The sequence below is a fragment of the Oscillospiraceae bacterium genome, assembly GCA_025757985.1.
GTDB lineage: Bacteria > Bacillota > Clostridia > Oscillospirales > Ruminococcaceae > Gemmiger.
In genome coordinates this window covers 648364-674583 of sequence record CP107210.1, presented here as the reverse complement: position 1 = coordinate 674583, position 26220 = coordinate 648364, and the positions used below count along the sequence as shown (strand labels likewise).

Genomic DNA, 26220 nt, shown 5'->3' with positions numbered 1-26220 from the left:
AGCATAACAGCCTTCGTCCCTGCAGTGGGGCGTGGGCTGTATTTTTTTGTGGCGGCGCGATCGCAATTTTATGGATGGGAGAACAATACCTATGCAATGGACCGGATTGAACGAACTGCGTGAGAAGTACCTGCACTATTTTGAGACGAAGGATCATCTGCGCCTGGGCAGCTTCCCGCTGGTGCCGAAGGATGACCCCAGCCTGCTGCTGATCAACAGCGGCATGGCCCCCATGAAAAAGTGGTTCCTTGGTCAGGAGGAGCCGCCGCGCCATCGCGTGACTACCTGCCAGAAGTGCATCCGCACCCCGGATATTGAGCGTGTCGGCATCACGGCCCGCCATGGCTGCTTCTTTGAGATGCTGGGCAACTTCAGCTTTCAGGACTACTTCAAGAAGGAAGTTATCCCTTGGGCATGGGAATTCCTGACCAAGGAACTGGAGATCCCCGCTGACCGCCTGTATATTTCCGTGTATCAGGAGGATGACGAGGCTTACGACATCTGGACGAAGCAGGTCGGCATCCCCGAGGATCACATGGTCCGTCTGGGCAAGGAGGATAACTTCTGGGAGCATGGCTCCGGCCCCTGCGGCCCTTGCTCGGAGATTTACTTTGACCGCGGCCTGAAGTACGGCTGCGGCAAGCCCACCTGTGGTGTCGGCTGTGACTGCGACCGCTTCATGGAGATCTGGAACCTTGTGTTCAGCCAGTACGATGCTGACGGCAAGGGCAACTATGAGCTGCTGGCCAGACCCAACATTGATACCGGTATGGGTCTGGAGCGTCTGGCCGTTGTCATGCAGGATGTTAACAACCTGTTTGAGGTCGATACCGTTGCCGCTGTTCTGCACCATGTGGAGCGCATTGCAGGCAAGAAGTACGGCGATGACGAGAAGGATGACATTTCCATCCGCGTTATCACCGACCACATCCGCGCCACGGTCTTTATGGCATCCGATGGCATCCTGCCCTCCAACGAGGGCCGCGGCTATGTTATGCGCCGTCTGCTGCGCCGCGCTGCGCGCCATGGCCGTATGCTGGGCATCGACCGCCCGTTCCTGACCGAGCTGGTAGACACGGTTATCGAATCCAGCGAGGCAGGCTACCCCGAGCTGCGCGAGCATGAGTCCTATATCAAGAAGGTCATCGGTACCGAGGAGCAGCGTTTCGGCCGTACCATTGATGCCGGTCTGAGCATTCTGAACGGCATGATGGGCCGCCTGAAGGAGGCGCATGAGAAGGTTCTGTCCGGCGTTGAGGCATTCAAGCTGAATGACACCTTCGGCTTCCCCCTCGATCTGACCCGTGAGATTGCTGCGGAGGCCGGCCTTGCAGTCGACGAGGCAGCCTTCCATATTGAGATGACCAAGCAGCGTGAGCGCGCCCGCGCCGAGCGTCTGGCAAAGGATATTTCTGGCTGGAGCGCCGACCTGTTCGGCGAGCTGACGGCAGAGCCTACCCGCTTTGACGGCTATGAGACGCTGAGCGAGAAGGCCAGGGTGCTGGCACTGTCCGACGGTGAGGAGCTTGTGGACGCCATTGCCACCGATGAAGCCGGCGAGGTCAAGGAGGGCGTGCTTGTCGTGCTGGACAAGACCCCGTTCTATGCCGAGATGGGCGGTCAGGTCGCAGACCACGGCTACCTTGTCAGCGGTGATGCCAAGCTGAAGGTCACGCAGGTCAAAAAGACCCCGAAGGGCTACTTTGTCCATACCTGCGAGCTGCTGGACGGCACCATCCATGTTGAGGATGAGGTCACTGCCTCTGTGGACGAGAAGCGCCGCGCCGCTATCTGCCGCAACCACACGGCTACCCACCTGCTGCAGAAGGCTCTGCGCGAGGTTCTGGGCGAGCATGTCCATCAGGCCGGCAGCTATCAGGATGACCGCCTGACCCACTTTGACTTTACCCATTTCAGCGCTGTGACTCCCGCCGAGCTGGCCGAGGTCGAGCGCCGCGTGAATGAGAAGATCTACGAGGCCCTGCCTGTCACCGTGAAGAACCTGCCCATTGAGGAAGCCAAGAAGATGGGCGCTATGGCACTGTTCGGTGAGAAGTACGGCAATGTCGTCCGTGTTGTCGATGCAGGCGGCTGGAGCACGGAGTTCTGCGGCGGCACCCATGTGACCAACACCGCACAGATCGGCTGCTTCAAGATCCTGAGCGAGTCCAGCGTGGCCGCCGGTATCCGCCGTGTCGAGGCTACCACCGCTTTCGGTGTGCTTGACCTGCTGGATGACCGCACCGAGACGCTGGCCAAGACGGCGGTTGCCCTGAAGGCCAACAACCTCAAGGACGCTCCGGCCCGCGCCGAGGCTCTGGCCGCCGAGCTGAAGGAAACTGCCAAGCAGTTGGATATCCTCAAGGCACAGGTTGCTGCCTCCAAGATCGACGGTCTGTTTGAGGATGCCGCCGATGTGGACGGCGTGCGCATCGTTTCTGCCTATCTGACCGGTACCGGTGCCGATACCCTGCGCGATATGGTCGATAAGGTCCGCGACAAGGCCCCCAACGCCGTGACGGTTCTGATCGGCAGCGATGGAGCCAAGACGATGATGGCTGTCGGTGTTTCCAAAAATGCCATGGCCCGCGGCCTGAAGGCTGGCGCCCTCGTTAAGAAGATCGCGGCCATCGCAGGCGGCAACGGCGGCGGCAAGCCGGACTTTGCAATGGCCGGTATCCGCGATGCCTCCAAGATCGATGAGGCGCTGAACGCTGTGCCGGAGATCGTCAAGACCGAGATGAACCATTGATCTGGTTCTCATAAAATCCAATGCAAAGGAGGGATTCCGGATGGAGGATTGTCTGTTTTGTAAAATCGCCGCAGGCGAGATCCCCTCAAACAAATTGTATGAGGATGACACCCTGCTGGCCTTCTACGACATCGACCCGCAGGCCCCTGTGCATTTCCTTGTCATCCCGAAGCGCCACATTGCGTCTGCTGCGGCACTGACAGAGGATGATGCCGCCCTGCTGGGCCATATCTATGCCGTGATTGCGCAGCTTTGCCGCAAGCTGGGTGTGGATGAGAGTGGCTACCGCGTTGTCACCAATGTGGGTGAGGACGGCGGCCAGAGCGTGAAGCACCTGCACTTCCATGTGCTGGCCAAGCGCAGCCTCGCTTGGCCTCCGGGCTGATGGCGAAGGCTGCAGCGCATTTGTAAAAGTAAGGAGAGGTAAAACCATCATGGCAGATACCTATACATTGCATATCGCGGGCCTGACCCGTGAACTGCCCATCTGCAAGGTCAATGATCACTTGGACATTGCTGCTTTTATCATGTTCAGCGATGTGGAGCTGACCGAGGCCTGCGCCGCTGCTCTGCTGAAAAAGGCGCCGGAGTTTGATGTGATCCTGACCGCCGAGGCCAAGGGTATTCCTCTGGCCTATGAAATGGCACGCCAGAGCGGCAAATACTGGATCCCGGCACGCAAGGGCCCGAAGCTGTATATGCGTGAGCCGGTCATCATTGAGGACCAGTCCATCACCACCGAGGGCAAGCAGAAGCTTGTCATCGACAAGAAGGACATCGAGTATATGGATGGCAAGCGCATCCTGATCGTGGATGATGTCATCTCCACCGGCGGCTCTCTGCACGCGCTGGAGACGCTGGCGGCCAAGAGCACCGGCACCGTTGTGGGCTGCTGTGCCGCTTTGGCGGAGGGGGATGCCGCCAAGCGCACCGACATCTTCTTCCTGGAGCCGCTGCCGCTCTTCCTGCACTAAGCAATGAAACGAAAGCTCGGTTGGTTCGGTCTCGGCTTTGCCGGGGCTGAGCTTGCTGCGGCCAATCTGCCGCCGCTGGTCTGTGTGCCCGCGGCGGCATTTTTGGCATTGCTGGCATTTTGGAAAAGGCGCAGGGATGTAAGGACTCCTCTGCTGGGGGCGCTGTGCGGGCTGGCATGGTTTGCACTGTTTACGCTTATCTTTGTACAGCCATGCCGGGCGCTGGCGGGGCAGACAGTCACCTGTACAGCTGTGGTGGAGACAGACGCAGAGGCTTCCTACAGTGATAGCCGCCTGCGCGGCACATTGCGGCTGACTGAGATCAACGGTAAGCCCGCCCGGCTGCGGGTGCAATGCTCGTCCTTTCCCGGGGAAAGCGCGGGAGAGCGTTTTGAGGCAAGCTTTGCGCTGAGCAGTCTTCCGGACAACCGCTACCGCCTGAGCCGCAACAGCAAGGGCGTCTACCTGCAGGCGGAATATCTCGGCAACTACCGCGGCCTTGCGGCCAGCAAGGCGCCGCGATTTGCTCTTTTTCGTCTGCGGCAACGCTGGAGCGCCGTGCTGCGGCGCTGGCTGCCGAAGCGGCTGGACGGCATGGAGGCGGCGATGCTGCTGGCCGATAAAAGTCACCTTGAGAATGCCGTACAGCAGGCGTTCCGCGCCGCAGGGGTGTCGCACCTGCTGGCGGTGTCCGGGCTGCATCTGGCGCTGCTCTGCGGGCTGCTGGGCTTCGGCCGGCGGTGGCGGTTCTATAAGCCGCTTATCCTGCTGCGCGGTGCGGCGGCGCTGTTTTATCTGCTGCTGACCGGGGCACCGGTGTCGGTGCTGCGCGCGGGGCTGGTGCTGGCGGTAGCGCTGGCGGGGGAGTTTCTTCTGCAGCCTGTCGATCTGCTGACATCCACTGGCTTTGCCGCAGTCCTGATAGGATTGCAGAATGCCTACGCACCCTGTGATATAGGCTTTCAGCTGTCATTCTGTGCCGTGCTGGGCGTGCAGGCTGCGGCGGCTCTGACCGAGGCTGAGCGGCGTGCGGCGGCGCAAGGCAAGTCGGCCGCTTTGCGTTTGGTTTGCCGCCTTGCGGAGCCTGTACAGGTGGCGGCACTCGCCAGCCTTGCCACCCTGCCGGTGCTGGTAGCCCATGGCATGTCCACCAGTCTTGTGGGCATTGTCTGCAATGTGCTGGTCGTGTGGATGCTGCAGCCCGCCCTGCAGATGGGTATCCTGCTGTTGATTTTCAGTGCCGTGCCGTTTTTACTGCCGCTTGTAAACCTTACGGGGCTGGTACTCAGCTTTTGGCTTAAGGCAATGCTCGGAATCGTTGAGCGCTGTGCGGCACTGCCGTTTGCGTCTGTCTATTTACCGCAGCGGTACACGCTGTTTGTGCTGGCGGTGCTGGGCGCGCTGGCTCTATACTACTGGCATGGAAAAGGGATGCGGGTGTATCCGATTGCTGCGCTGATCTGCACAGCCGCCGCCGTTGTCATGGGGATATGGATGCAGCGGGATGTGGTGGAGATAAATCTTGTCGGCGCGTCCAACAATCCCTGCGTGGTCTGTGTGCAGAACGGGCAGGCAGTGGTGCTTTTCCGCGGCGGCGAAAGCAACCTGAGCGCCGTTGAGAGGTATCTTGCCGGGCGCAGCAGACAAGAACCTGCCCTGCTGGTGGATCTGCGCGCCAGACCTACGGCACTGGACTTTACGGCGGCGGAGGTCGTGACGATGCAGGCCCAGCCGGAATTTGATACCCGCACGGTGCTTGACGGATTGACGCTCGACCTGTATCATAATAAAAGCGCGAGTCTGGCGGTGCTGGGCATCGGCGACCGCCATATTGCGGTGGGGGCAGGCAGCATACAGTTGGCCGAACCGATCCGTGTGGATGTACTCTGTGCGCCGGGGGCGCTGTCCGATGCCGTGCAGGCAGACACGATCCTGACTGCGGTATGCCACCCAAAATGGCTGGATGAAATCGAAAGCTGCGAGCTGCGCTATGGCGATGAGGCGCCGGGCCTGACCCTGCGACCCGGTCGCAGCATGATCTGGGAGGAGGCACAGACGATTGCTATACAGTGAAAAAGAACTTGAAAAACGCCTGCAGTCCGGCTGCGCACTGTACTATTTTTATGCATCGGATGAGGCCCTTGTCCACGCCGCTGCACGGAAGGCCTTAAAATATCTGAACCGCGATGACCCGGAGACGACCGTGCTGGACGGCCCGACCCCCTCGGTGGAGGAGATCGTGCTGGCAGCGGGTACGATCTCCTTCTTTGGCGGCAAGCGGCTGGTGCTTATGCCGCTGATACGCCCATCGACCTACTCAGACAAGGACCTGCAGGAGCTTTGCGATACTTTGTCGGACACGGAAAATGCGATCTTTGTCATGACGGGGGTCGTAGAGGAGGCGTACGGCAAGCTGCGCCCCGGCAAGCGGGAGCAGAAGCTTATCGGCTGCTGCGAAAAGCTGGGGTACTGCGTGCAGATCAACCGTCCCACAGGGGCGGCGCTGCAGGCGATGGCCCGCGATTGGGCAAAGCAGGCTGGTGCTGCCTTTGCGCCGGGGGCGGAGGCTGCCCTGCTGGTGCGCTGCGGTGAGGATCAGTTCCTTTTGAAAAACGAGATCGAAAAGCTGGCGGCTCTGTCCGGCTACGGCACGATCACACAGCAGATGGTTGGCCAGCTGGGCACTGTGACGCTGGATGCGGATACCTTTGACATGGTAAAGCTGCTTACCGGCGGCCAGACCGATAAGGCACAGCAAAAGCTCAAGACGCTGCTGGCGCTGCAGAATGACCCGATCATGATCACGGGCGCGCTGATCAGCAACTATCTGGATCTGTACCGCGTGCTGCTGGGCCGCCGCAGCCGCCGCAGTCTGGGGGATGTAGCCAAGGATTTCGGCTATAAGGGCAACTGGAACTACCGGCTCAATGCAACGGAAAAAACGGCGGCGCGGTTCAACCGCAGCCAGCTGGAAAGCTGCCTGCGCATCCTGCAGCAGCTGGACACCGATCTGAAAAGCAGCAAGCTGGACGCCGACCTGCTGATGCAGAAGGCGCTGTGTGAGCTGGCACTGGCCGGGAGGAAAGCATGATAAAAGTAGAGCAGGCCCTGCTGGTGGAGGGAAAATACGATGCCGCCCGGCTCGCCAATATCGTGGACGGCACGATCCTGACAACGGACGGTTTCCGTGTCTTCCGGGACGCTGCGCTGCAAAAGCTGCTCAAGCGAATAGCCGCTGCGCAGGGCCTCATCATTTTGACAGATTCCGATGCGGCAGGCTTTAAGATACGCCACTATGTGACAGGTCTGGTAGGGGCAGAGCATGTCCTGCAGGCCTATGTGCCGGCGCTGCCGGGCAAGGAGGCGCGCAAGGCAGAGCCCGGCAAAGAGGGCCTGCTGGGCGTTGAGGGCGTACCCGATGCATTGATCCTGCAGGGGCTGACGACGGCGCTGGAGAGTGCTGTGCCTCGCGCAGACACCGCAAAAAGCCGCGCCATCACCTACACAGACCTGTATGACTGGGGTATCTCCGGCACGGCCAACAGTGCGGAAAACCGCCGTGCGCTGCTGCATCGGCTGGGCCTTCCGCCGCGGCTTAGCAAAAAGGAGCTGCTGCAGGTGCTGAACACGCTGTACACCTATGATGCCCTCTGCGCAGAAATCAAAACCCTATAAAAATATCCCGGAGTCAAAATGACTCCGGGATGCTTTTTTGCTGCAGTCAGATCAAACCTCGAGCTTTTCCAGCTCGGCCATCCACAGGGTGTTGCAGGCATCGCTGGGCATACGCCAGTCACCGCGGGGGGACAGCGTGACCGAGCCGACCTTAGGCCCATCGGGCAGGCAGCTGCGCTTGAACTGCTGGGCAAAGAAGCGGCGATAGAAGTTCTTTAACCAAGCCAGCAGAACCTCCGGCTCATACTTGCCGTCAAAGGCGGTGCGGGCCAGATGATAGATTTTTGCCGGGCTGAAGCCAAAGCGCAGCACATAGTAGAGATAGAAGTCGTGCAGCTCATACGGGCCGACCAGCTTTTCCGTCTGCTGGGCAATGGTGCCGTCCTCGGCGGTGGGCAACAGCTCGGGGCTGACTGGGGTGTCCAGAATGTCAAGCAGCACCCCGCGCAGCGTGTCGCTGCCGCAGGTGTCTGCTACATACTGCACGATATGCCGCACAAGCGTCTTGGGCACGCCGGCATTGACGCCGTACATGCTCATGTGGTCGCCGTTGTAGGTGGCCCAGCCCAGTGCAAGCTCGCTCAGATCGCCGGTGCCGATGACAAAGCCACCATTCTTGTTGGCGTAATCCATCAGCTCCAGTGTGCGCACGCGGGCCTGACAGTTTTCAAAGGTGACATCGTATTTGTCGGCAGGCTGACCGATGTCTGCGAAGTGACTTTTGACAGTCTCCGTGATATTGATCTCGGCGAAGGTCACGCCCAACGCCTCGCACAGAATCTCGGCGTTGGAGCGGGTGCGCTTTGTGGTGCCGAAGCAGGGCATTGTCAGCGCTACAATGTCCTTGGCATCGCGGCCCAGAACCTTGCAGGCGCGCACGGCCACCAGCAGGGCCAGACAACTGTCCAGCCCGCCGGAGATGCCGATCACCCCGCATTTGGCGTGGGTATGCTCCATCCGCTTGGCAAGGCCCTCGGCCTGAATGCGCAGGATCAGCTCACAGCGCTCGGCGCGGGTGGCAGCGTCCTGCGGCACGAAGGGCGTGCAGGAGACAGGGCGCGTCAGGGCAAGGCTGATCGGCGGCAGATCAAATTCTACCGTGGTATAGCCAGCCGTTTCCGGCATAAAGGTCGTGTTGCGCTGGCGCTCCTGCACCATGCGGCCAAGATCCAGCTCGGTCACGGCAGCCTCACCTGCAAAGGGGGCGGTGTCGGCCAGCAGACTGCCGTTTTCGGCAATCAGATTGTGCCCGGCAAAGGTCATATCGGTGGTGCTTTCCCCATGGCCGGCATCGGCGTAGAGATAGGCGCAGAGCAGCCGCGCACTCTGCCCGCAGACGAGCGCCCGGCGGTAGGCGGACTTGCCGACGGTCTCATCACTGGCGGAGAGATTTGCCACCACCGTGGCCCCGGCCAGCGCGTGGGCGCAGCTTGGCGGGACAGGCGCCCACAGATCCTCGCAGACCTCGGCGGCCAGCACAAAGGCAGGCATCTGCTTGCAGGCAAACAGCAGGTTGGTGCCGATCAGCGTCTCCTGCCCGGCCAGCTCGATGCACTCCGGCGAACGCATACCGGGGATGAAGTGGCGCTTTTCATAGAACTCACCGTAGTTGGGCAGATGCAGCTTTGGTACAAGGCCCAGCAGCTCGCCGTTGCACACAACGGCGGCGCAGTTGTACAGTTTGCCGGTGCAGCGCACCGGCAGACCGACCAGAACCACAAGGTTGAGGCCCTGACTGGCCTTTAAGATGGCAGCGAGGCCGTCCTCCGCCCCGCGCAGCAGGGTGTCCTGCAAGAATAGATCGCTGCAGGTGTAGCCTGTCAGGGCAAACTCCGGCAGGCAGAGCAGCTGAACATTTTTCTCGGCGTATTCGCGCATGACGCCGATGATCTGCTCGGCATTATACACACAATCGGCCACGCGCAGGGCGGGGCTGGCTGCGGCGGCGCGGATAAAACCGTTTTCAAAAGCGGGAAAGCTGTACTTCATAGCCAAACTTCCTTTATCATAGTATATAAAATTATCATAGCACAGCGCGCGCCGGGCCGCAAGTGCTGCTTTTACAAGCAAAAAATATCATTCAAAAAGTAATATATACTTGACATAATGTAAAGCACGCGATATAATAAAGCCACCGTAAGAAGAAAGGACAAGCGACATGGCAAAAAACTTGAAGCTGAAAGCCGCCCGCGCCGTGCGCGATATGACGCAGGCGGATCTGGCGGCGGCGGTAGGCGTGTCCCGCCAGACCATCAACGCCATTGAAAAAGGGGAGTATAACCCTACGATCAACCTTTGCCGCAGCATCTGCAAGGTGCTGGGCAAGACATTGGACGAGCTGTTCTGGGAGGAATGAGCGATGAACATAAAAGAATTTTTTAAGCGCGACAATCTTGATGAAATGCAAAAGCAGACCCTTTTAAAAATTGAGTCCTGCGGCTTCTGGGCGCTGTGGGTGCTGTTGCTGGCGGCGCTTATCATCGAAAGTCTGCTGGGCTTTACCCCGCGGGAGATGGCGGCAGAATGGTTTATCTTTATGCTGGGGTGCGCCTATGCGGTCATAAGTGATCTGCGTGCCGGTATCTGGGACCGCCACCTTAAACCGAATACGAAAACCAATGCCGTTGTGTCCGTTGTGGGCGGTGCTGCCGTGTTTGTGTGGGGGCTTATCAAATTTGCAGAGTTTGGCGCGGGCATTGCGGTGCTGCAGGCGGTCATCATGGGGGTCTGTACCTGGGTGCTGTGCTTTGCATTGCTGCAGCTCAGTATGAAGGCTTACAAAAAGCGCCACGCTGAGTTGGAAAACCCCAAGGAGGACGACGATGAAAACGAATAAAAAAGAGCTGACTGTCTTTGCGCTCTGTGCTTACGCAATTCCGTTTCTGATGATGCCGCTCTTATACATCTGCCTGCAGAACGGGCAGGATACAAGCATTTTTGCCAACGCCCAGATGTTCTACCCGGCGGCGGGTGTCATGCTGGCCTTCCTGCTGGCGCGGCGGCCGGATACGCCCAAGCGGTTTTACATATTGCACCTGCTGGTTACAGCTATTATGCTGATCATGAGTGCGCTTTCCGCCGCTGCGCCGCAGGGGGAGTGGTTATATATCGCCAACCTTGTTATTGTTATCGCATCGGTGCTGGGTTGGATTTTGCTGCTGACCGAGAAAAAAACAAAGCGCGAGGCCTGCGGCCTGCGCCTGCACGGCAAGCTGCTGACGGCTCTTGGTATCTGCGTCTATTTCCTTGCGGTCAAGACCGCTATGGTCTTTCTTTCGATGGCGATGCAGGGCGGTGATAGCTGGGCTGAATATCTGGCCTACTGGCGCACATCTGCACCGTGGGTTATGGCAGTGGTGCTTGTGCCGAACTTCTTTCTGAGCTTTCTGCCGTTTTTTGGCGAGGAATACGGCTGGCGCTATTACCTGACGCCAGCCCTGCAAGGCCGCTTCGGCGCACGGCGCGGCGCACTGGCGGTAGGCGTGCTGTGGGGGCTGTGGCATCTGCCGCTGAATCTTTTCTTCTACAGCCCCGACACCTCACTGCAGAGCATTGCCGCACAGCTTGTTGTCTGCGTGACACTCGGTGTATTTTTCACCTTTGCGTATGAGAAGTGCGGCAAAAATATCTGGCTCCCCGTGGTGCTGCACTACCTCAACAACAACATGGTCTTAGTCTGGACTGGTACGGCGGATATTTCAAATCAGATCATCAGCTGGACCGATGTGGCAATCAGCGCCATCATGTATGGGGTTGTATTCCTGCCATTTCTGGCAGCAAAGTGCTACCGCAAGAATAAATAAAAAACAGGTGCAGCCCTTTAAATGGGGCTGCACCTGTTTTTTGATTGCCGTCAGACTGCAAACGCCTTGTGCAGGGCTTCGAGGGCGGCGTCCTCGTCCTGCTGGCGAATCAACAGCGAAATGTCGAGGTCGCTGGTCGTGATAAGCACGATCTCGATGCTTGCCCCGGCCAGAGCGGCCAGCGCACGGGCGCCGACACCGCAGCTGGTGACCATATCCTCGCCAAAGAGGTTGATCTTGCTGTAGCCGCCGGAGACCAGCGGGGGATTGGCCTTGGCCGCAGCAGGCAGTGCCCGCATAACAGCGGCAAAGTTGTCATAGCTGGTCGTGAAGCTGAAATCCACCGCAGAGCCGCGGGGCGCACTCTGGCAGATCATATCCACCACGATACCTGCCTTTGCAAAGACATCCAGATGCTCGGCCAGACTCTGGGCACTGTACTGGGCACCCGGGAAGGTGGTGAGCATAATGTTCTGCTCACTGGTGATCTTGCTGACGCCGTACATAAACAGTCATCCTTTCTTTCAATCGAATGTAATAAACTGCTCATCGATAGAATTGCGGAGCACGCTTTCAATGTATTCGCGGGAGAGGGTAAACTCGCCGTGGGCGGCACCCAGTTCATCGGTGTACATGCTGTAGGGGTAGACACGGATATCCTTATACCCGGCCTCATATTGGCTTATAACACAGTGCAGCTTGGGGTCAAGCATGGCAACGGTGCTGCTGCCGTCGGGCTGGGTGGTTTTCTCAAAGGTTATGTCCAAAATCGCGCCGATGACATTATCAGACGAGGACTGCGCATTGATGAAGTTGCCCAGACTGTATACGACAAGGGCAGTATTGCCGTTGGCACCCGTCAGCCATGCGGCGTTTTGGGTCACATGGGGGTGGGTGCCGATGATCAGGTCAACGCCCTGATCTGCCAGCCACTGGGCGGTATCCTTCTGAAAATCGTTGACAACATGGGTGCCCTCGGTGCCCCAGTGCGCGCTTACCACCAGCACATCACAGTTGGGGCGCATAGCGGCGATCTGCCGGGCAATGGTATCGCGGTCATCGAGATAAACCACGCCGTAGGTAGCCCCGGAGGGGGTGGGCAGCCCGTTGGTATGCTCCGTATAGGACAGGTAGCCGAAGGTGATGCCGTTGACGGTCTGATAGACATAATCGTCATAGGTGTCAAGATTATAAAAGCCCATCGAGACAACATCATCCGGCATGGCGGCCCAATGCTCACGCGAGGCATCAATGCCTGCAGCGCCCTTGTCATAGCTGTGGTTGTTGGACAGGCTGAACACCCGGAAGCCAAGGCTGTACAGCGTATCGGTGATCTCACCGGGGGTGGAGAACATCGGGTAGCCGCTGGGGGCGAAAGCGTCATTGACCAGCGTTTCCTGATTGAGCCAGTTTACATCGAACTGGGTGTAGAAGTCCCGCATGTTCTCATAGGCAAAGGAAAAGTCATAGTGGTCACCGCCGCGCTGTTTAGCCTGCAGGAAGATGCCGTCATGGATCAGGTCATCTCCTGTGGCAGAAAAGCGCACGGTCTCCACAACAGGCTGCGGCTCAGGGGTAGGCTCCGGTGTGGCAGCGGGCTCGACAGCCGCCACCGGCTGCGGTTCCGCAGCGGGCAGGGCCTGCTCCTGATTGCCGACACCCAGCAGAGAGCCGGCAAGCACACCGCCCACGCCCAGCGCAATCACCAGACAGGCGGCAATGTCGTTTCCCTTCATTCGCATAACAGCTTACCCCGCAGCAGATCGGTCATGGTATAGTAGCCCGGGGCAAGAGCCGCAATGTAGAGCGCAGCCTGCACGGCACCGTCAGCAAAGACACCGCGGCTTCCCGCGCTGTGGCTCAGCGTGACGACCTCGTCAGGGCCGCAGAAAAGGACATCGTGCTCGCCTACAATGCCGCCGCCGCGCACCGAGCTGATGCCCAGCTCCTGCGCGCCGCGCTTTTGGCGGACCTGAGTGCGGTCGTAGACATACTCATACCGGCCGTCAGCCTCGGCGTTGATGGCATCGGCAATCATCAGTGCGGTGCCGCTGGGGGCATCCAGCTTGTTATGGTGGTGCTTTTCGATGATCTCGATGTCAAACTCGCCGCCCAGAAGCTTTGTGGCCTGACGCGCCAGCTCGATCAGTACATTGACGCCCACCGACATGTTGGCGCTGCGGAAGATCGGCGTTTTGGCGCTGGCGGCCTCCAGCACGGCCTCGTCCGCCTTGGAAAGACCGGTGGAACAGATCACGCAGGGCAGACCGTTGGCTGCGCCATACTGTGCTGCAGCCACAGCCCCGGCGGGAGAGGAAAAGTCGATGATAACGCCGCGGCAGGGCAGCGCATCAAAGTCGGAGAAGATGGGGATCTCGCCCAGATGCCCCGGCTCGCGGTCCACACCGGCGACGACACGGCAATCGTCCCGTACACCGATTTTCTCCAGCAGGGCGCGCCCCATGCGGCCGCAGATACCCTGAATGATGATATCCGTCATTGTTGCCATTCCTTTCACAAAAACACAAAAAGCCGACCCGTACCGGACGGAGGGTCGGCTGCGAATTATTTCAGCAGGCCGAAATCCTGCAGAGCCTTTTCCAGCTGTGCCTGTACGGCTGCGCAGGGGGCCACAAGCGGCAGACGGCATTCGCCGGCCTGCCATCCCAGACGGTTCATGGCCCACTTGACCGGGATGGGGTTTACATCGGCAAACAGGGCCTTGATGAGGGGCAGCGCCTTCAGCTGCATCGCAAGGCTCTCATCAAAATCACTGGCAAACCACTTGGCGCAGATGTCGTGGGTGTACTGCGGTGCCACATTGGACAGCACGCTGATAACACCCTTGCCGCCCAGCGCCAGCAGCGGGACGATCTGATCATCATTGCCGGAGTAGAGGTTCAGCTCATCACCGCAGAGGGCGGCGATCTCCGCCACCTGACTGATGTTGCCGCTGGCCTCCTTAACGGCGTTGATGTTGGGGTGCTTGGCAAGCTCCGCCAGCGTGGCCGGGGTCAGGTTGCAGCCGGTGCGGCTGGGCACATTGTAGAGGATGCAGGGCAGATGCACAGCATCCGCAATGGCCGTGTAGTGGGCAATCAGGCCCGCCTGACTGGCCTTGTTGTAGTAGGGGGTGACCAGCAGCAGGGCATCGGCACCATCGGCCTCGGCCTGCTGGGATAGCCAGATCGCATACTTTGTATCGTTGGAGCCGGTGCCCGCCACTACGGGAACGCGCCCGGCCACTTTTTTGACGGCATAGCGGATGCACTCGGTATGCTCCTCGTCGGTCATCGTCGGGGACTCACCGGTAGTGCCGCAGATGACAATGGCATCGGTGCTGTGGGCAATCTGATCCTCGATAATGCGGCCCAGCTCGTCATAGTTGACGCTGCCGTCCGCGTGCATCGGGGTAATGATGGCCACAGCGGCTCCTGTAAAAACGGGTTTCTTCATACAAATTCTCCTTACACCAAAGCGTTGCTTTGTATCGAATCAGTCAAAATAGCCCTTGGCGGCCAGCAGCTCGGCCAGCAGAACAGCGCCGCCTGCCGCGCCGCGCAGTGTGTTGTGAGACAGGCAGACAAATTTGTAATCGTACTGGTTATCCTCGCGCAGGCGTCCGATGCTGACAGACATGCCGTTCTCCAGCATACGGTCAAGCTTCGGCTGCGGACGGTCGTTTTCCTCAAAATAGTGCAGGAACTGCTTGGGGGCGCTGGGCAGATTCAGATCCTGTGCGGGGCCGTGGAATTCCTTCCATGCCTGCAGAACCTCTTCCTTGGTCGGCTTATTTTCAAAGCGTACAAAGACGGCGCCCATGTGGCCGTCAGAAACGGGAACACGCAGGCACTGCGCCGTGAAGCGGGGGGCATCTGCGGACACAATCCGATCGCCCTCGATATGACCCCACAGCTTCAGCGGCTCCTGCTCGCTCTTTTCCTCTTCGCCGCCGATGTAGGGGATGACGTTGTCGAGAATGTCGGGGAAGGTTTCAAACGTTTTGCCGGCACCGGAGATAGCCTGATAGGTGCAGACCAGCACATCCGAGATGCCGTATTTGCGCAGGGGATGCAGGGCAGGCACATAGCTCTGCAGGCTGCAGTTGGACTTGACGGCCACAAAGCCGCGCTTGGTGCCCAGACGCTTGCGCTGTGCGGGGATGATCTCGATATGGTCGGCGTTGATCTCAGGCACGACCATCGGCACATCAGGGGTAAAGCGGTGTGCGCTGTTGTTGGAGACAACGGGGCACTCGGCCTTGGCGTAGGCCTCCTCCAGTGCCTTGATCTCCTCCTTCTTCATGTTGACGGCGCAGAAAACGAAATCGACTTTGGATGCGACCTCCTCAACATTGGCGGCATCCAGCACGACCATCTTCTTGACGCTCTCGGGCATGGGGGTCGTCATGAGCCAGCGGCTGCCGACGGCCTCCTCATAGGTTTTGCCTGCGCTGCGTGCGCTGGCTGCAAGGGTAACCAGATTGAACCAAGGGTGATTTTCCAGCAGCGTGATAAAGCGCTGACCGACCATACCGGTTGCACCGATGACACCAACATTGTACTGTTTCATCCTGACTAAGACCTTCCTTTCACAAACCCTTCCCAATATCTATGCAGTCCAAACGAAATTTTGCACAGATAATAAAAAAACCGGCTTGAAAACCGGCACAAAATGCAATATAATATCATATTGCATATAACACAGCGCAACACACCGTTTTGCGGTGTGACAGTCCCGCACCTGTTCGGCTACGGACCCAGGAAGATGCGTGCCGCGCATCCCCTTCGGCGAAGGACCCTTTCCCGTTTCCGCCCTTGGCAGGGAATAAAGAAACCGGTACTGATGCACTTCGCGCCTCTGTGTTTGGATTCATTATAGTATGCCCCGGAACGAATGTCAAGATAATATCGCTTTAAAGTGAAAAAGGATGAAAAATCATGTTGAAAAAAGATTTCTGGTATGACCTGCCTAAAGAGTTGATCGCGCAGGAACCCGCTGACCCGCGGGACGCTGCCCGCCTGATGGTGCTGGACCGCAAGAACGATAAGATCCTGCACTCGGTATTCCATGAGCTGCCCCACTATCTGGAAAAAGGCGATCTGCTGGTGGTCAACAACTCCAAGGTCCTGCCCGCCCGCCTGATGGGCACCAAGGTTCCCACGGGTGCGGTTTGTGAGCTGCTGCTGCTGCGTCAGGTCAAGGGCGATACATGGGAGTGTCTGGCCCGCCCCGGCAAGCGGATGCAGCCCGGCACAAAGGTGGAATTCGGTGACGGCAGCCTGACTGCCGTGGTGGACGAGACGCTGCCGGACGGCAACAAGCATGTAACTTTCAGCTATGATACAGAGACTTTGTATGAGAAGCTGGACGAGTTCGGCAAAATGCCGCTGCCGCCCTACATCACGAAGCAGCTTGAGGATCAAAGCCAGTACCAGACCGTCTATGCCAAGGAGCTTGGCAGTGCCGCCGCGCCGACGGCCGGCCTGCATTTTACCCCGCAGCTGATGGATACTATCCGCTCCCGCGGGGTGAACATTGCCGAGGTTACGCTGCATGTCGGGCTTGGCACCTTCCGCCCTGTGAATGAGGAGGACATTGAGGACCATCAAATGCACAGCGAGTGGTACTCTGTCAGCGAGGAGACTGCGAAGCTTATCAATGAGACCCGTGCGGCGGGCCATCGCGTGATTGCTGTCGGCACAACCAGCTGCCGCACGCTGGAAGCCGTCTGGGATCGCTACGGTAAGATCGTGCCCTGCAGCGGCAACACCAGCATCTTTATTTATCCCGGCATCGAGCTGCACGCCATTGACGGCCTGATCACAAACTTCCATCTGCCGGAAAGCACCCTTATCATGCTGATTGCCGCCTTCTACGGCTATGATAAGACGATGGCTGCCTATAAGACCGCTGTTGAGCAAAAATACCGCTTCTTCAGCTTCGGTGATGCGATGTTCATTCGCTGATTGCCGGTTGACGAATCATCGGTTTTCTTCTATAATATTCTATTAGGCGGTGCGGGGAAAAGCCCTCTGCGCCGCTTTTTTCGGACAATATATAAAATGGAGATAGTATCTATGCCTTACCGCCTTATCAAACAGGAAGGTGCCGCCCGCCGCGGTGAGTTTACCACGGTCCACGGTACGGTACAGACCCCCGCGTTCCAGAATGTTGCCACGGCCGCTGCCATCAAGGGCGGTCTTTCGGCGCTGGATCTCAAGGATATCCGCGCACAGGTCATGCTGTGCAACACCTATCATCTGCATCTGCGTCCGGGTGATAAGCTGGTGGCCGATATGGGCGGCCTGCACAAATTCACAAAATGGGGCGGCCCCATCCTGACGGACAGCGGCGGATTTCAGGTGTTCAGTCTGGCCAAGCTGCGCCAGATCACCGAGGAAGGCGTGACCTTCAACTCTCATCTGGACGGACACCGGATCTTTATGGGCCCGGAGCAGAGCATGCAGATCCAGGCTAATCTGGGCTCCACCATCGCCATGGCCTTTGATGAGTGTGTTGAAAACCCGGCAACCTATGAATATGCCAAAAACAGCTGCGCCCGCACGGCGCGCTGGCTGCTGCGCTGCAAGGCGGAGATGAACCGTCTGAAGCATGAAGAAAAGGCAGTCAACCCGGATCAGCTGTTGTTCGGCATCAATCAGGGCTGCACCTTCGCGGATCTGCGTGTAGAGCATATGAAGCAGATCGCGGAGTACGATATGGACGGCTATGCCATCGGCGGTCTGGCTGTGGGTGAGCCTGCAGAGGTAATGTACGACATCATCTCTGCGGTGGAGCCGTTTGCCCCCAAGGACAAGATCCGCTACCTGATGGGCGTCGGTACGCCCGGCAATATCATCGAGGGCGTATACCGCGGTGTGGATTTGTTTGACTGTGTTATGCCCAGCCGCAACGCCCGCCACGGCCATCTGTTTACTTGGGACGGCGTCATCAACATCAAAAATCTGAAGTATGAGCGCGACGAATCGCCTATCGACCCGCACTGCGACTGCCCGGTCTGCCGCAATTTCTCCCGCGCCTACATCCGCCATCTGCAGAAGGCGGATGAACTGCTGGGCATGCGTCTGGCGGTTATGCACAACTTGTATTTCTACAATCACCTGATGGAGCGCATCCGCGAGGCGCTGGACAACGGCACCTTCCAGCAGTTCCACGATACCTATGTGCATAAACTTGACACCCGCATCTGATTTTTTGACAAAACGCTTGCACAATGCACACTGATTCGATATAATAGAAGAAATCGTTATTTTTAAGGAGTATACTTGCTATGATCCAGTTTTTGAATGCCGCTGCCGGCACGGCCACTACCGCAGAAATGCTGATCAGCTTCCTGCCGATGGTTCTGATTATCGTCTTTATGATCGTTCTGATCTACCTGCCGCAGAAGCGTCAGGACAAGAAGGATGCTGCCATGCGCAACTCCATTGAGATCGGTGACAAGGTCACCACCATCGGTGGTATTGTTGGCATTGTCTGCGCCATCGCCGACAAGGACGACACCCTCGTTATCGAGACCGGCAGCGACCGCACCAAGATCCGCTTCCGCCGCTCTGCAATTTCTTCTGTGGAGAAGCTGGACACCGGCAAGGACAGCAAGTCTGCCCCTGTCAAGAAGTAAGCAGGCATAATACACACGCCCCCTTGCATAGTGTTGACTGTGCAAGGGGGCGTTTTTTATGGCTGGAAAAAATCTGCGCAAGCCGCCCAGAGCGGCGCGCCGAAAAACAACGGCTGCTGTGCTGTTGGCTGCCTTTGGCTGCGGTGTGGGAAGCTGTATGCTGTTGTTGGCGGCGTGTGCGTTTTTGCTGACGCATACGGCGCTGCCGCTGGGCCTCGTGCGGCCGATGGCCTGTATGGCAGCTGCAGCGGGGGCGGCAGTATCCGCTGCAGTTCTGGCGCATCAGTGCAGGGAAAAGCTGCTTCTGTGCGGGCTGGGCTGCGGTGTGTTTTATACGGCTTGTCTGCTGGGAGCATCACTGCTCGCGGGCGGAGAGGTAAACTGGCAGGGCAGTAATGTGATGCTGCCGATTGCTCTGCTTCTGGGAGGTCTGCTGGGTAGTGCGGTAACAGCCCTGCGGACAAACCGCTGATGCGGGCGGCTCGGACGGCACTGCGTCTGCCTGCGCTGCCGCAGCTGCGAACCAAGGAGCCGAAGCGTAAAACCGTGTCGGGGCGGCAGCCGGACTGCGTTGTCTGGCTTGGCGCGGCGTTTCTTGCTGGGTATCTGCCGGGTATATGGATGGGCCGGGACGGCGCCACGGCACTGGGCCAACAGCTGGCAGTCTGGTACACAGAAAGCCCCGAAGGCACAGCTTTTGCGGCGGCTTTCGGGGCACGGTTTGCGGTGGGGGCACTGCAGCTTTGCGCAGTGCTTTTGTGCGGGTTCTGTATCTGGGGCATTGGCCTGCTGGTGCTGTTTTTTGCGGCGCGCGGGGGATTTCTCGGCTTCTGTGCGGCCTCCGTGGCAGCGGCTGACGGTGCGGCAGGACTGCTGCGCTACCGCTGCGATACGGCTGTATCGGATGTTGCTATGCTGCTGTTGTGTCTGTGGCTGGCCGGGTGGTCGGCGCAGTTGGCGGCACAGCTGTTCTGTGCTGCGCGGGGTCGCGCCACAAGGGAAACGCCGGGGACCGTGCGGCGGCTTTTGAGCCGTTTTGCGGCTGCAATAGTTTTGTCAGCGGCCGTCAGTGCTGTCGGGGGCGTCCTCGTCCTCGCTGTCGGCAGCGGGCGATGAGGGCTTTTCCTCCACATACTTCTGGCTGGCCAGCGGGGAGGCGGCAACGGCTCTTTTCAGCTGTTCGCGGTTGATGTGGGTGTAGATCTGCGTGGTAGAGACATTTTCGTGCCCTAATATTTCTTTCAGCGCCAGCATATCAACGCCGCCCTGATACATAAGCGTGGCGGCGGTATGGCGCAGCTTGTGCGGGGAAAATCCGCGACCGCTCAAACCGGCACTTTGCAGGCAGCGGGCTACGATCTGCTCGACCCGGCGCGCCGAAAGCCGCTTGCCGGTGCGGTTGGAGATAAACAGTGCATCCTTGTCTACAAGATTCGGCAGGGAAGCGCGGTCCTTCCGGTAGCGCTGCAGGGCGTCCAGACAGGCGTTGTTCAGATAGACGAGCCGCTCTTTATTGCCTTTGCCGGTTATGCGGATGGTGTCATCGCGGAAATCGCCCATGTTGATCGTGACCAGCTCGGCCAACCGCATACCACAATTCAAAAACAGCGTTATAATGCAATAATCCCGCGTGTAGAAATCACTTTGTATATGGCTCAGCAAGGTGACGGCCTCGGTCTCGGTCAGGTATTTGGGCAGCGCCTTTTGGGGTGTGCCGAGGCTGATGTTTTCCGTGGGGTTGGTTGTCAGCTTGTTGACCTGCGTACACATATAGTGGAAAAAGCCCCTCAGCGAGCTCAGCTTACGGGCGCGGGCCTTGGGGCCGTTGTCCGCGTTGCGGGCGTGATCCAGATAGTCAAAGAGGTCTCTTTTGGTAATCTGCGCAATATCGGCGGTGGTGATGCTGGTCAGCGTGATCTCATCGGGCGGCGTGGTATCGGCCACGCGCTGCCAGCGCTGCATCATAAAGCGGAAAAAGCCGCGCAGGTCAAGATAGTATCCGTTGACAGTGCGCGGGGAGCGCAGCTTTACAAAATCCAGATAGTGAAGATATTCAATTACATCATCGGGAATATCCAGATACGGCGCATGACGCTCCGGATGGGCCACATCAATATAACTGCTCACGATCGAACCTCAAAATATAAAATCAGAGTGCGGAATCATGCAGAAATGCTGATTCCGTTTTTTATTGTAGCACAGATAGGCGGCAGGCGTCAATTTCACAAACTTATAAGAAATGCAAACCATCACACATATTACAATACGTACAGAAAACGAAAGCGCATGAATATTCATGCAAAACAGCCAAGGCGGAGGCGGCAACAGAAAAGTGAGCGAAAGGGCGGGTGCTTTTCTCTGCTTCTATAACTTCGCTAAATTACAGTTTAGCGAAATACAGGGAAGGCGTTGTTGCGATTTTGGACTCTTGCATGGTTTGGGGTTTGTGTTCGGTCTGTTAGCTGCTTTTTGCGGACCTGCGGATGGTGTCTGCTGCGATCCCATTGCGGTAAAGACACGCGTCCTTTGTATCGGTGTATCCGCTGCTGCGAGATCGGCGCAAGCACTTACAACATTCGTATGGACGATGCTCTTGCAATTTGCAGGAAATCTGGTATGATAAATAAAAAAGGAGTTGGCATCATGAGCAAGGATGCGATAATGAGCAAGGATGCGATAATGAAAATCCTGATCACGATTATTGCGCTGATGGTATTTATATGGCTTTGGCATATAATCAGCCGTATGATCATCGGGACACTGATCCTTACGACCTCGCTTTTGTCGGCATTGATTTCCCTGTTGATTCAAATCGTGGTTCCGGCGGCAATCATTGTGTATGCTGTTAAATGGATCACAAAGGTGAAGAAATGAGCGGTGTTTGGTATGGGATTCTTTGGTAACAAAAAGCAGGCTCCGATGCCTGAGGCATCCGAAGCAATCGGTCTTTCTCTGACGCCGGATGAAATTGATCTGCTGCGTGAGTGCATGAAACGCACCGAGGACTATTACCGCGGGCTGTTGCTGCTCAAGCAGGACTGGAACGCCGAGAAAAACGAAGCAGCCATCGCCATGATAAAGATCAGGTTGAATATGATCGACAAGCTACAGGAAAAAACACGGTATGACGGACAATCTGACTACTATAAAAATCTACAGTAACGAAAAAAGCCCTTCGCAGAACCGATCTTCTGCGAAGGGCTTTTGTATAAACAGTTTTTTCAACGGTTGATTGATTGCGCCATCTTGTGGTAAGTATGCCGCTCGCCACGAATTGCAATCGAATACGCCATGATGTTCTGCGGCAGTGCCATGCCGGGCACGCCGGTGTCGCCGATGTGGTGGATATCTGCACCGGCCATCTTGCACATCAGCGCAATCTGACGAATCGTGGCGGTGTCGGCACCCTCCTGAGAGGTTCCGATGGCTGTCAGCGCCAGTTTACCGTGTGCGTGTACAGCTTCAATCAGGCGGTGGGCATAGTCCTGTGTGATGCCCGGTACAGTGCCCGGTGCAGGCAGCAGAATGATATCCGCGCCCGCTGCAATGAAGGCCTCGGCATCGGCGGGGGTCATGATTTTCTCCCCGCCCTCCCCTGCTACGCCGGAGGCATGCATCTTTCCGGCAGCCAGCATAACGCGGTCACCGACAGCGGCAGAAATCTCCTTCAGCGATGCTACGATCAATTCGTTGCTGACGCCGTTGCCGGGGTTGCCGGTAAGCACGATCAGGTCAACGCCCATATCGGCGGCGCGGCGCGCGTTTTCTACCGTAGCCAAGCGGCCGCTGCTCATCTTCCACAGCGTACCATCGTTGCTTTTTGCGGCCTCGGGGTCGCATGGCTCCAGATTGATGCCGATGACACGGCCTGTCAGACGCTTGAGCTCCCGCACGGTCTCTGTCTCGGGAACCTTCGGCAAGGCGTTGATGACTGGATGCTGCACATCAAACATGTTCAGCAGCAAAATGTCTGCGCTCAGAGCAGCTGCGTATTCGGCGTTTGTCACATCGACCAGCAGCGGCGGTGTCAGGCCGATGGTCTCACAGGCCAGCACACGCCCCTCGCTGCCGGCAATGGCGTCCAGCAGGTCAGTCTTGCGGTAGGCGGCTAAATCGCTGGGGGTGCAGTCCAGCAGGCGTTTTACGCTCATTCGTCGTCATCCTCCTCGACTACGCGGCCAATGCCCTTGCGGTAGAACGGCTCGCTGCCGCGCATACCCTGCTGGCCCATGGGAGAGATCGAGGTGGTGATGTTCAGATCCATCTTTTTCTCGCGGCTCAACAGATACGGGCGGGCGGCCTGTGCTACGGCTGCAAAGAGCTTATCGTCCTTGGGACCGTCCAGCACCAGCAGATAGCTGCGGGCCTCGCCGTTGACGATCATGACCGACAGATAGGCAGAGCCGACACCGGGGGCACCGGCCAGAATCTCGCAGATGGGGTCTACCATGGCATCGGGCAGAATGCTCGGCTCAACCAGGGTGACCTTGTCACCGGGATGGATACGGTGAGCCTCGCGCTGTGCTACGGCGTCCGCAATCTTATGTGCGACCTCGTCCTTCTGCTTTTTGACCGACTCGATGAGCGGGCGCTCCAGACGCAGGCTGTTCTCGCCGGGATTGATGACCAGCCCGCACGCAGCCTCGTTTTTAGCGATCATGTTGGCATAATCATCAAAGCGCAGCAGGACGATCTGCTGGGCAGCCTTTGCCTGCTTTGCCTGCCATTCATGCGCGGCATCCCAATCACTGAAGCCCAGATAATAGTGCTTGCCCTCGGGGCTTGTGACCATCATAAGGCTGATTTTGGTGTCCTTGGGCAGTTGTACACGGCCGTCCGGGCCGGGCTTGGGGGCGGGCTGGCCCTGCAGGTCAAATACAGCCGGGGCCAGCAGCGGCGAGCGCACCAGTTCGTTCAGAATATCGTTCAGGTTTTTGGGGCTGTTTTCCGCCTTGAAGGCTGCAATGGTTTCCTTGATTTTCGGGTTGAAAACGGGTGCTTTCGGATCTTTCTGTTCAGGCATGGGTTCGTTCCTCACTTTAATTTTATTGCATTGATGGCTTCCCGCAGGTAGGATACGCCCACCAGCTTCAGGCCGGGAAATTGCGAAGGATCAATCATCTTTAAATTGTGCTTGGGTACGATAGCGGTGTCAAAGCCAACGCGCTGTGCCTCCCGCAGGCGTGTTTCCAGATGTGTAACGCTGCGTATCTCGCCGCCCAAGCCGACCTCACCGATGGCCATGGTCTTTTCGTTCACCGGCAGGTCCAGCAGGCTGGATGCCAACGCGATGCATACAGGCAGATCGCAGGCAGTCTCATCCAGCTTCAGGCCGCCGATGATATTGATATAGACATCCTGACTGTAAAAGGCGTATCCGGCGCGCTTTTCCAGCACTGCCAGCAGCAGGTACATCCGGTTATAGTCAAAGCCGCTGGCGGTACGCCGCGGGCTGGGAAAGCTCGTCTTTGTTGCCAGTGCCTGTATCTCGCTCAGCACCGGGCGGGTGCCCTCCATAACGCAGGCTACGCAGGTGCCGCTGATGCCGAGCGGCCGCCCCTCCAGCATGACCTGAGACGGGTTCTCAATCTGCGCCAGACCGCGGCCGGTCATATCGAACATGCCGATCTCGTTCGTGGAGCCGTACCGGTTCTTGACAGCGCGCAGTACGCGGTAGGGCAAGGTCTTGTCACCCTCAAAATAAAGCACGGTGTCCACGATATGCTCCATGACCTTGGGGCCGGCAATGGCACCGTCCTTATTGACATGGCCAACAATGAAGGTCGGAATCTCAAGCGTTTTTGCGACATTCAAAAACCGGGCGGAGCTTTCCTTTACCTGACTTACTGTGCCGGAGGAGGAGGAAATGTCAGTACAACGCATCGTCTGGATCGAGTCGATGACAACAAGGTCGGGCTTCATCGACTCAATCAGGCCGCAGATCTCATCGACATCGCTCTCCGCGACCAGTGAGATATTGTCCTGCGGCACATCCAGACGGACGGCCCGCAGCTTGATCTGGCGGACAGATTCCTCGCCTGTGACATACAGCACATTTTTGGTTTTGCTGACCTCGCCGCAGAGCTGCAGCAAGATTGTGGATTTTCCGATGCCCGGCTCACCGCCGATGAGCGTCACACTGCCGATGACAATGCCGCCGCCCAGCACCCGATCCAGCTCACTGATACCGGTGACGATGCGGCTCTTTTCCTCGGTGGTGCTGATGCTTTTCAGCTTTTGCGGCACAAGGCTGGTCTGTCCCGCAACGCGCGGTGCAGCGGCTGCCTTGCCGGAGGCTGTTTTCGCGGGCTCGGCCACTACATCCTCCGTCATGGTGTTCCATGCGCCGCAGGAGGGGCAGCGCCCCAGCCAGCGGGGGCTGGTTTCGCCGCACTGGGTGCAGACATAAATGGTTTTCAATTTTTCTTTAGGCATGGATGCCTCCCGAAAGTCTATACTTTTTCTATTATATCCCAAAACGCGCGCGGGGGCAAGTATGCGTGGCAGAAAAACATTTGTAGCCGCAAAAACGACTTTTTCTATTGCTATTTTTTGAACATTGTGTTAAAGTTAGGAAAATACTTTAATTTACCGTATTAAAGTATGAAACTGGGAAGGTGTGATGTTATGGAGTTCAATGTAAACGCGCCGATCTTATTTGTGCTGGTCGGCATTATTGTGGCGTTCGTGCTGGCGCAGTCAGCGTTCTTTCTGTGGCGTGCCGTAAAACGCGCTAAGGAGATCGGTCTGCCGCAGAAAACTGTTCGCAAAACCATCTCGGCAGCAGCCATTTTTACGGTGGCCCCCGCAATCGCAATTCTGGTGGGTGTCATTTCCTTAAGCAAAAGTCTTGGCATCGCGCTGCCTTGGCTGCGGCTGTCGGTGGTAGGCTCCCTGACCTATGAGACGGTCGCAGCCGGTACATCCCTGACAGAGCTGGGACTGAACACGAATACCCCTATTCCCACGGCCTCGGATTATGTAACGGTGGCTGCTGTCATGACGGTGGGAATCATGGTTGGCCTGATTCTGGTCCCGCTGCTGACAAAGCGCATTCAGGGCGGCATGGTCAAGCTGGGTGCCAAAGACAGCCGCTGGGCGGATATTTTCAACAATGCCATGTTTCTGGGCATGATCAGTGCGTTCCTCGGCTATGTGTTCAGTGATGTGATGAATGTGACGCACGGTGACTTTACGGGTCTTATCCCGGTGTTTGTTATGCTGACTTCGGCATTGGCAATGGTTATCTGCGGTGTGGCGGCCATGCGCACCAAAAAGCGCTGGATTCAGGACTATGCCCTGCCCATCAGTATGCTGTGCGGTATGGGGGCATCCATTCCGCTGACAAGCTGGCTGAGCTAAAGGGAGGTG

Annotated in this window: 27 protein-coding genes and 1 riboswitch; of the genes, 17 read left to right on the top strand and 10 right to left on the bottom strand. The window is 57.9% G+C overall.

What is annotated here, in order from left to right:
* Nucleotides 1–91 precede the first annotated feature (91 nt).
* Genes alaS through OGM67_03360 form a run of 6 tightly spaced genes read left to right on the top strand, consistent with a single transcriptional unit; the run spans nt 92 to nt 7401 of the window.
* Nucleotides 92–2752: an alanine--tRNA ligase gene (gene alaS / locus OGM67_03385; protein ID UYJ35392.1), complete on the top strand. Its 2661-nt coding sequence runs from the start codon at nt 92–94 to the stop codon at nt 2750–2752.
* A 40-nt stretch (nt 2753–2792) separates the two neighbouring features.
* Complete coding sequence (locus tag OGM67_03380) at nt 2793–3137, top strand: histidine triad nucleotide-binding protein (protein UYJ35391.1); 345 nt, start codon at nt 2793–2795, stop codon at nt 3135–3137.
* Nucleotides 3138–3186: 49 nt separating this feature from the next.
* Nucleotides 3187–3726 (top strand): phosphoribosyltransferase family protein, encoded by a 540-nt coding sequence (locus tag OGM67_03375; GenBank protein ID UYJ35390.1) that lies wholly within the window; start codon nt 3187–3189, stop codon nt 3724–3726.
* A 3-nt stretch (nt 3727–3729) separates the two neighbouring features.
* A complete protein-coding gene (locus OGM67_03370; GenBank protein ID UYJ35389.1) occupies nt 3730–5799 on the top strand; it encodes a ComEC/Rec2 family competence protein in 2070 nt (689 codons plus the stop codon).
* The gene (gene holA, locus OGM67_03365) at nt 5786–6817 is read left to right on the top strand and encodes a DNA polymerase III subunit delta (GenBank protein UYJ35388.1); all 1032 of its coding nucleotides are present in this window, start codon (nt 5786–5788) and stop codon (nt 6815–6817) included. The genes OGM67_03370 and holA overlap by 14 nt, the downstream gene beginning before the upstream one ends.
* Entirely contained in the window at nt 6814–7401 is a 588-nt protein-coding gene (locus OGM67_03360; GenBank protein UYJ35387.1) for a DUF4093 domain-containing protein, read from the top strand. Before holA ends, OGM67_03360 begins: the two co-directional genes overlap by 4 nt.
* 51 nt (nt 7402–7452) lie before the next feature.
* On the opposite strand, the gene OGM67_03355 is transcribed toward OGM67_03360, so the two are convergent.
* Complete coding sequence (locus tag OGM67_03355) at nt 7453–9390, bottom strand: NAD(+) synthase (GenBank protein UYJ35386.1); 1938 nt, start codon at nt 9388–9390, stop codon at nt 7453–7455.
* 169 nt (nt 9391–9559) lie between these two features.
* Between OGM67_03355 and OGM67_03350 the strand changes: the two genes are divergently transcribed.
* From OGM67_03350 to OGM67_03340, 3 genes are read left to right on the top strand one after another with little or no spacing between them, the layout of a single operon-like run.
* Complete coding sequence (locus OGM67_03350) at nt 9560–9757, top strand: helix-turn-helix transcriptional regulator (GenBank protein UYJ35385.1); 198 nt, start codon at nt 9560–9562, stop codon at nt 9755–9757.
* A 3-nt stretch (nt 9758–9760) separates the two neighbouring features.
* Nucleotides 9761–10237 (top strand): hypothetical protein, encoded by a 477-nt coding sequence (locus tag OGM67_03345; protein UYJ35384.1) that lies wholly within the window; start codon nt 9761–9763, stop codon nt 10235–10237.
* Nucleotides 10224–11204 carry a CPBP family intramembrane metalloprotease gene (locus tag OGM67_03340; GenBank protein UYJ35383.1) on the top strand — a complete coding sequence of 327 codons (981 nt, stop codon included), beginning with the start codon at nt 10224–10226 and terminating at the stop codon, nt 11202–11204. Before OGM67_03345 ends, OGM67_03340 begins: the two co-directional genes overlap by 14 nt.
* 50 nt (nt 11205–11254) lie before the next feature.
* Here the strand turns inward: OGM67_03340 and OGM67_03335 are convergent, their stop codons facing one another.
* The 5 genes from OGM67_03335 to asd all read right to left on the bottom strand — a co-directional run bounded on the left by OGM67_03335 (nt 11255) and on the right by asd (nt 15776).
* Nucleotides 11255–11710, bottom strand: coding sequence for an ACT domain-containing protein (locus OGM67_03335; protein UYJ35382.1), 456 nt, complete (start codon nt 11708–11710; stop codon nt 11255–11257).
* Nucleotides 11711–11728: 18 nt separating this feature from the next.
* On the bottom strand, nt 11729–12946 hold the full coding sequence (locus tag OGM67_03330) for a CapA family protein (protein UYJ35381.1): 1218 nt from the start codon (nt 12944–12946) through the stop codon (nt 11729–11731).
* Nucleotides 12937–13704 carry a 4-hydroxy-tetrahydrodipicolinate reductase gene (gene dapB, locus OGM67_03325; GenBank protein ID UYJ35380.1) on the bottom strand — a complete coding sequence of 256 codons (768 nt, stop codon included), beginning with the start codon at nt 13702–13704 and terminating at the stop codon, nt 12937–12939. Before dapB ends, OGM67_03330 begins: the two co-directional genes overlap by 10 nt.
* A gap of 65 nt (nt 13705–13769) precedes the next feature.
* On the bottom strand, nt 13770–14660 hold the full coding sequence (gene dapA, locus OGM67_03320; protein ID UYJ35379.1) for a 4-hydroxy-tetrahydrodipicolinate synthase: 891 nt from the start codon (nt 14658–14660) through the stop codon (nt 13770–13772).
* A gap of 39 nt (nt 14661–14699) precedes the next feature.
* Entirely contained in the window at nt 14700–15776 is a 1077-nt protein-coding gene (asd, locus tag OGM67_03315) for an aspartate-semialdehyde dehydrogenase (GenBank protein UYJ35378.1), read from the bottom strand.
* A gap of 124 nt (nt 15777–15900) precedes the next feature.
* Nucleotides 15901–16075: riboswitch (Lysine riboswitch) on the bottom strand.
* A 69-nt stretch (nt 16076–16144) separates the two neighbouring features.
* Here asd and queA point away from each other — a divergent pair.
* The 5 genes from queA (at nt 16145) to OGM67_03290 (ending at nt 19965) form a co-directional block, all read left to right on the top strand.
* Nucleotides 16145–17173 carry a tRNA preQ1(34) S-adenosylmethionine ribosyltransferase-isomerase QueA gene (gene queA, locus OGM67_03310; protein ID UYJ35377.1) on the top strand — a complete coding sequence of 343 codons (1029 nt, stop codon included), beginning with the start codon at nt 16145–16147 and terminating at the stop codon, nt 17171–17173.
* A 111-nt stretch (nt 17174–17284) separates the two neighbouring features.
* Entirely contained in the window at nt 17285–18418 is a 1134-nt protein-coding gene (gene tgt, locus OGM67_03305; protein ID UYJ35376.1) for a tRNA guanosine(34) transglycosylase Tgt, read from the top strand.
* An 80-nt stretch (nt 18419–18498) separates the two neighbouring features.
* Nucleotides 18499–18849 (top strand): preprotein translocase subunit YajC, encoded by a 351-nt coding sequence (gene yajC, locus OGM67_03300; protein ID UYJ35375.1) that lies wholly within the window; start codon nt 18499–18501, stop codon nt 18847–18849.
* Nucleotides 18850–18907: 58 nt separating this feature from the next.
* Nucleotides 18908–19321, top strand: coding sequence for a TIGR04086 family membrane protein (locus tag OGM67_03295; GenBank protein ID UYJ35374.1), 414 nt, complete (start codon nt 18908–18910; stop codon nt 19319–19321).
* A complete protein-coding gene (locus tag OGM67_03290; protein ID UYJ35373.1) occupies nt 19321–19965 on the top strand; it encodes a hypothetical protein in 645 nt (214 codons plus the stop codon). The genes OGM67_03295 and OGM67_03290 overlap by 1 nt, the downstream gene beginning before the upstream one ends.
* On the opposite strand, the gene OGM67_03285 is transcribed toward OGM67_03290, so the two are convergent.
* Entirely contained in the window at nt 19906–20976 is a 1071-nt protein-coding gene (locus OGM67_03285; protein UYJ35372.1) for a tyrosine recombinase XerC, read from the bottom strand. The genes OGM67_03290 and OGM67_03285 overlap by 60 nt on opposite strands.
* Before the next feature lie 453 nt (nt 20977–21429).
* Here OGM67_03285 and OGM67_03280 point away from each other — a divergent pair, with 453 nt between their 5' ends.
* The gene (locus tag OGM67_03280; GenBank protein UYJ35371.1) at nt 21430–21723 is read left to right on the top strand and encodes a hypothetical protein; all 294 of its coding nucleotides are present in this window, start codon (nt 21430–21432) and stop codon (nt 21721–21723) included.
* A gap of 12 nt (nt 21724–21735) precedes the next feature.
* The gene (locus tag OGM67_03275; protein UYJ35370.1) at nt 21736–22011 is read left to right on the top strand and encodes a hypothetical protein; all 276 of its coding nucleotides are present in this window, start codon (nt 21736–21738) and stop codon (nt 22009–22011) included.
* A gap of 59 nt (nt 22012–22070) precedes the next feature.
* On the opposite strand, the gene OGM67_03270 is transcribed toward OGM67_03275, so the two are convergent.
* Genes OGM67_03270 through radA form a run of 3 tightly spaced genes read right to left on the bottom strand, consistent with a single transcriptional unit; the run spans nt 22071 to nt 25284 of the window.
* Nucleotides 22071–23000, bottom strand: coding sequence for a haloacid dehalogenase-like hydrolase (locus tag OGM67_03270; protein UYJ35369.1), 930 nt, complete (start codon nt 22998–23000; stop codon nt 22071–22073).
* On the bottom strand, nt 22997–23872 hold the full coding sequence (locus OGM67_03265) for an enhanced serine sensitivity protein SseB (protein ID UYJ35368.1): 876 nt from the start codon (nt 23870–23872) through the stop codon (nt 22997–22999). Before OGM67_03265 ends, OGM67_03270 begins: the two co-directional genes overlap by 4 nt.
* 11 nt (nt 23873–23883) lie before the next feature.
* A complete protein-coding gene (gene radA, locus OGM67_03260) occupies nt 23884–25284 on the bottom strand; it encodes a DNA repair protein RadA (GenBank protein UYJ35367.1) in 1401 nt (466 codons plus the stop codon).
* 168 nt (nt 25285–25452) lie between these two features.
* On the opposite strand from radA, the gene OGM67_03255 reads away from it, so the two are divergent.
* On the top strand, nt 25453–26211 hold the full coding sequence (locus OGM67_03255; protein UYJ35366.1) for a DUF5058 family protein: 759 nt from the start codon (nt 25453–25455) through the stop codon (nt 26209–26211).
* Nucleotides 26212–26220: the final 9 nt, after the last annotated feature.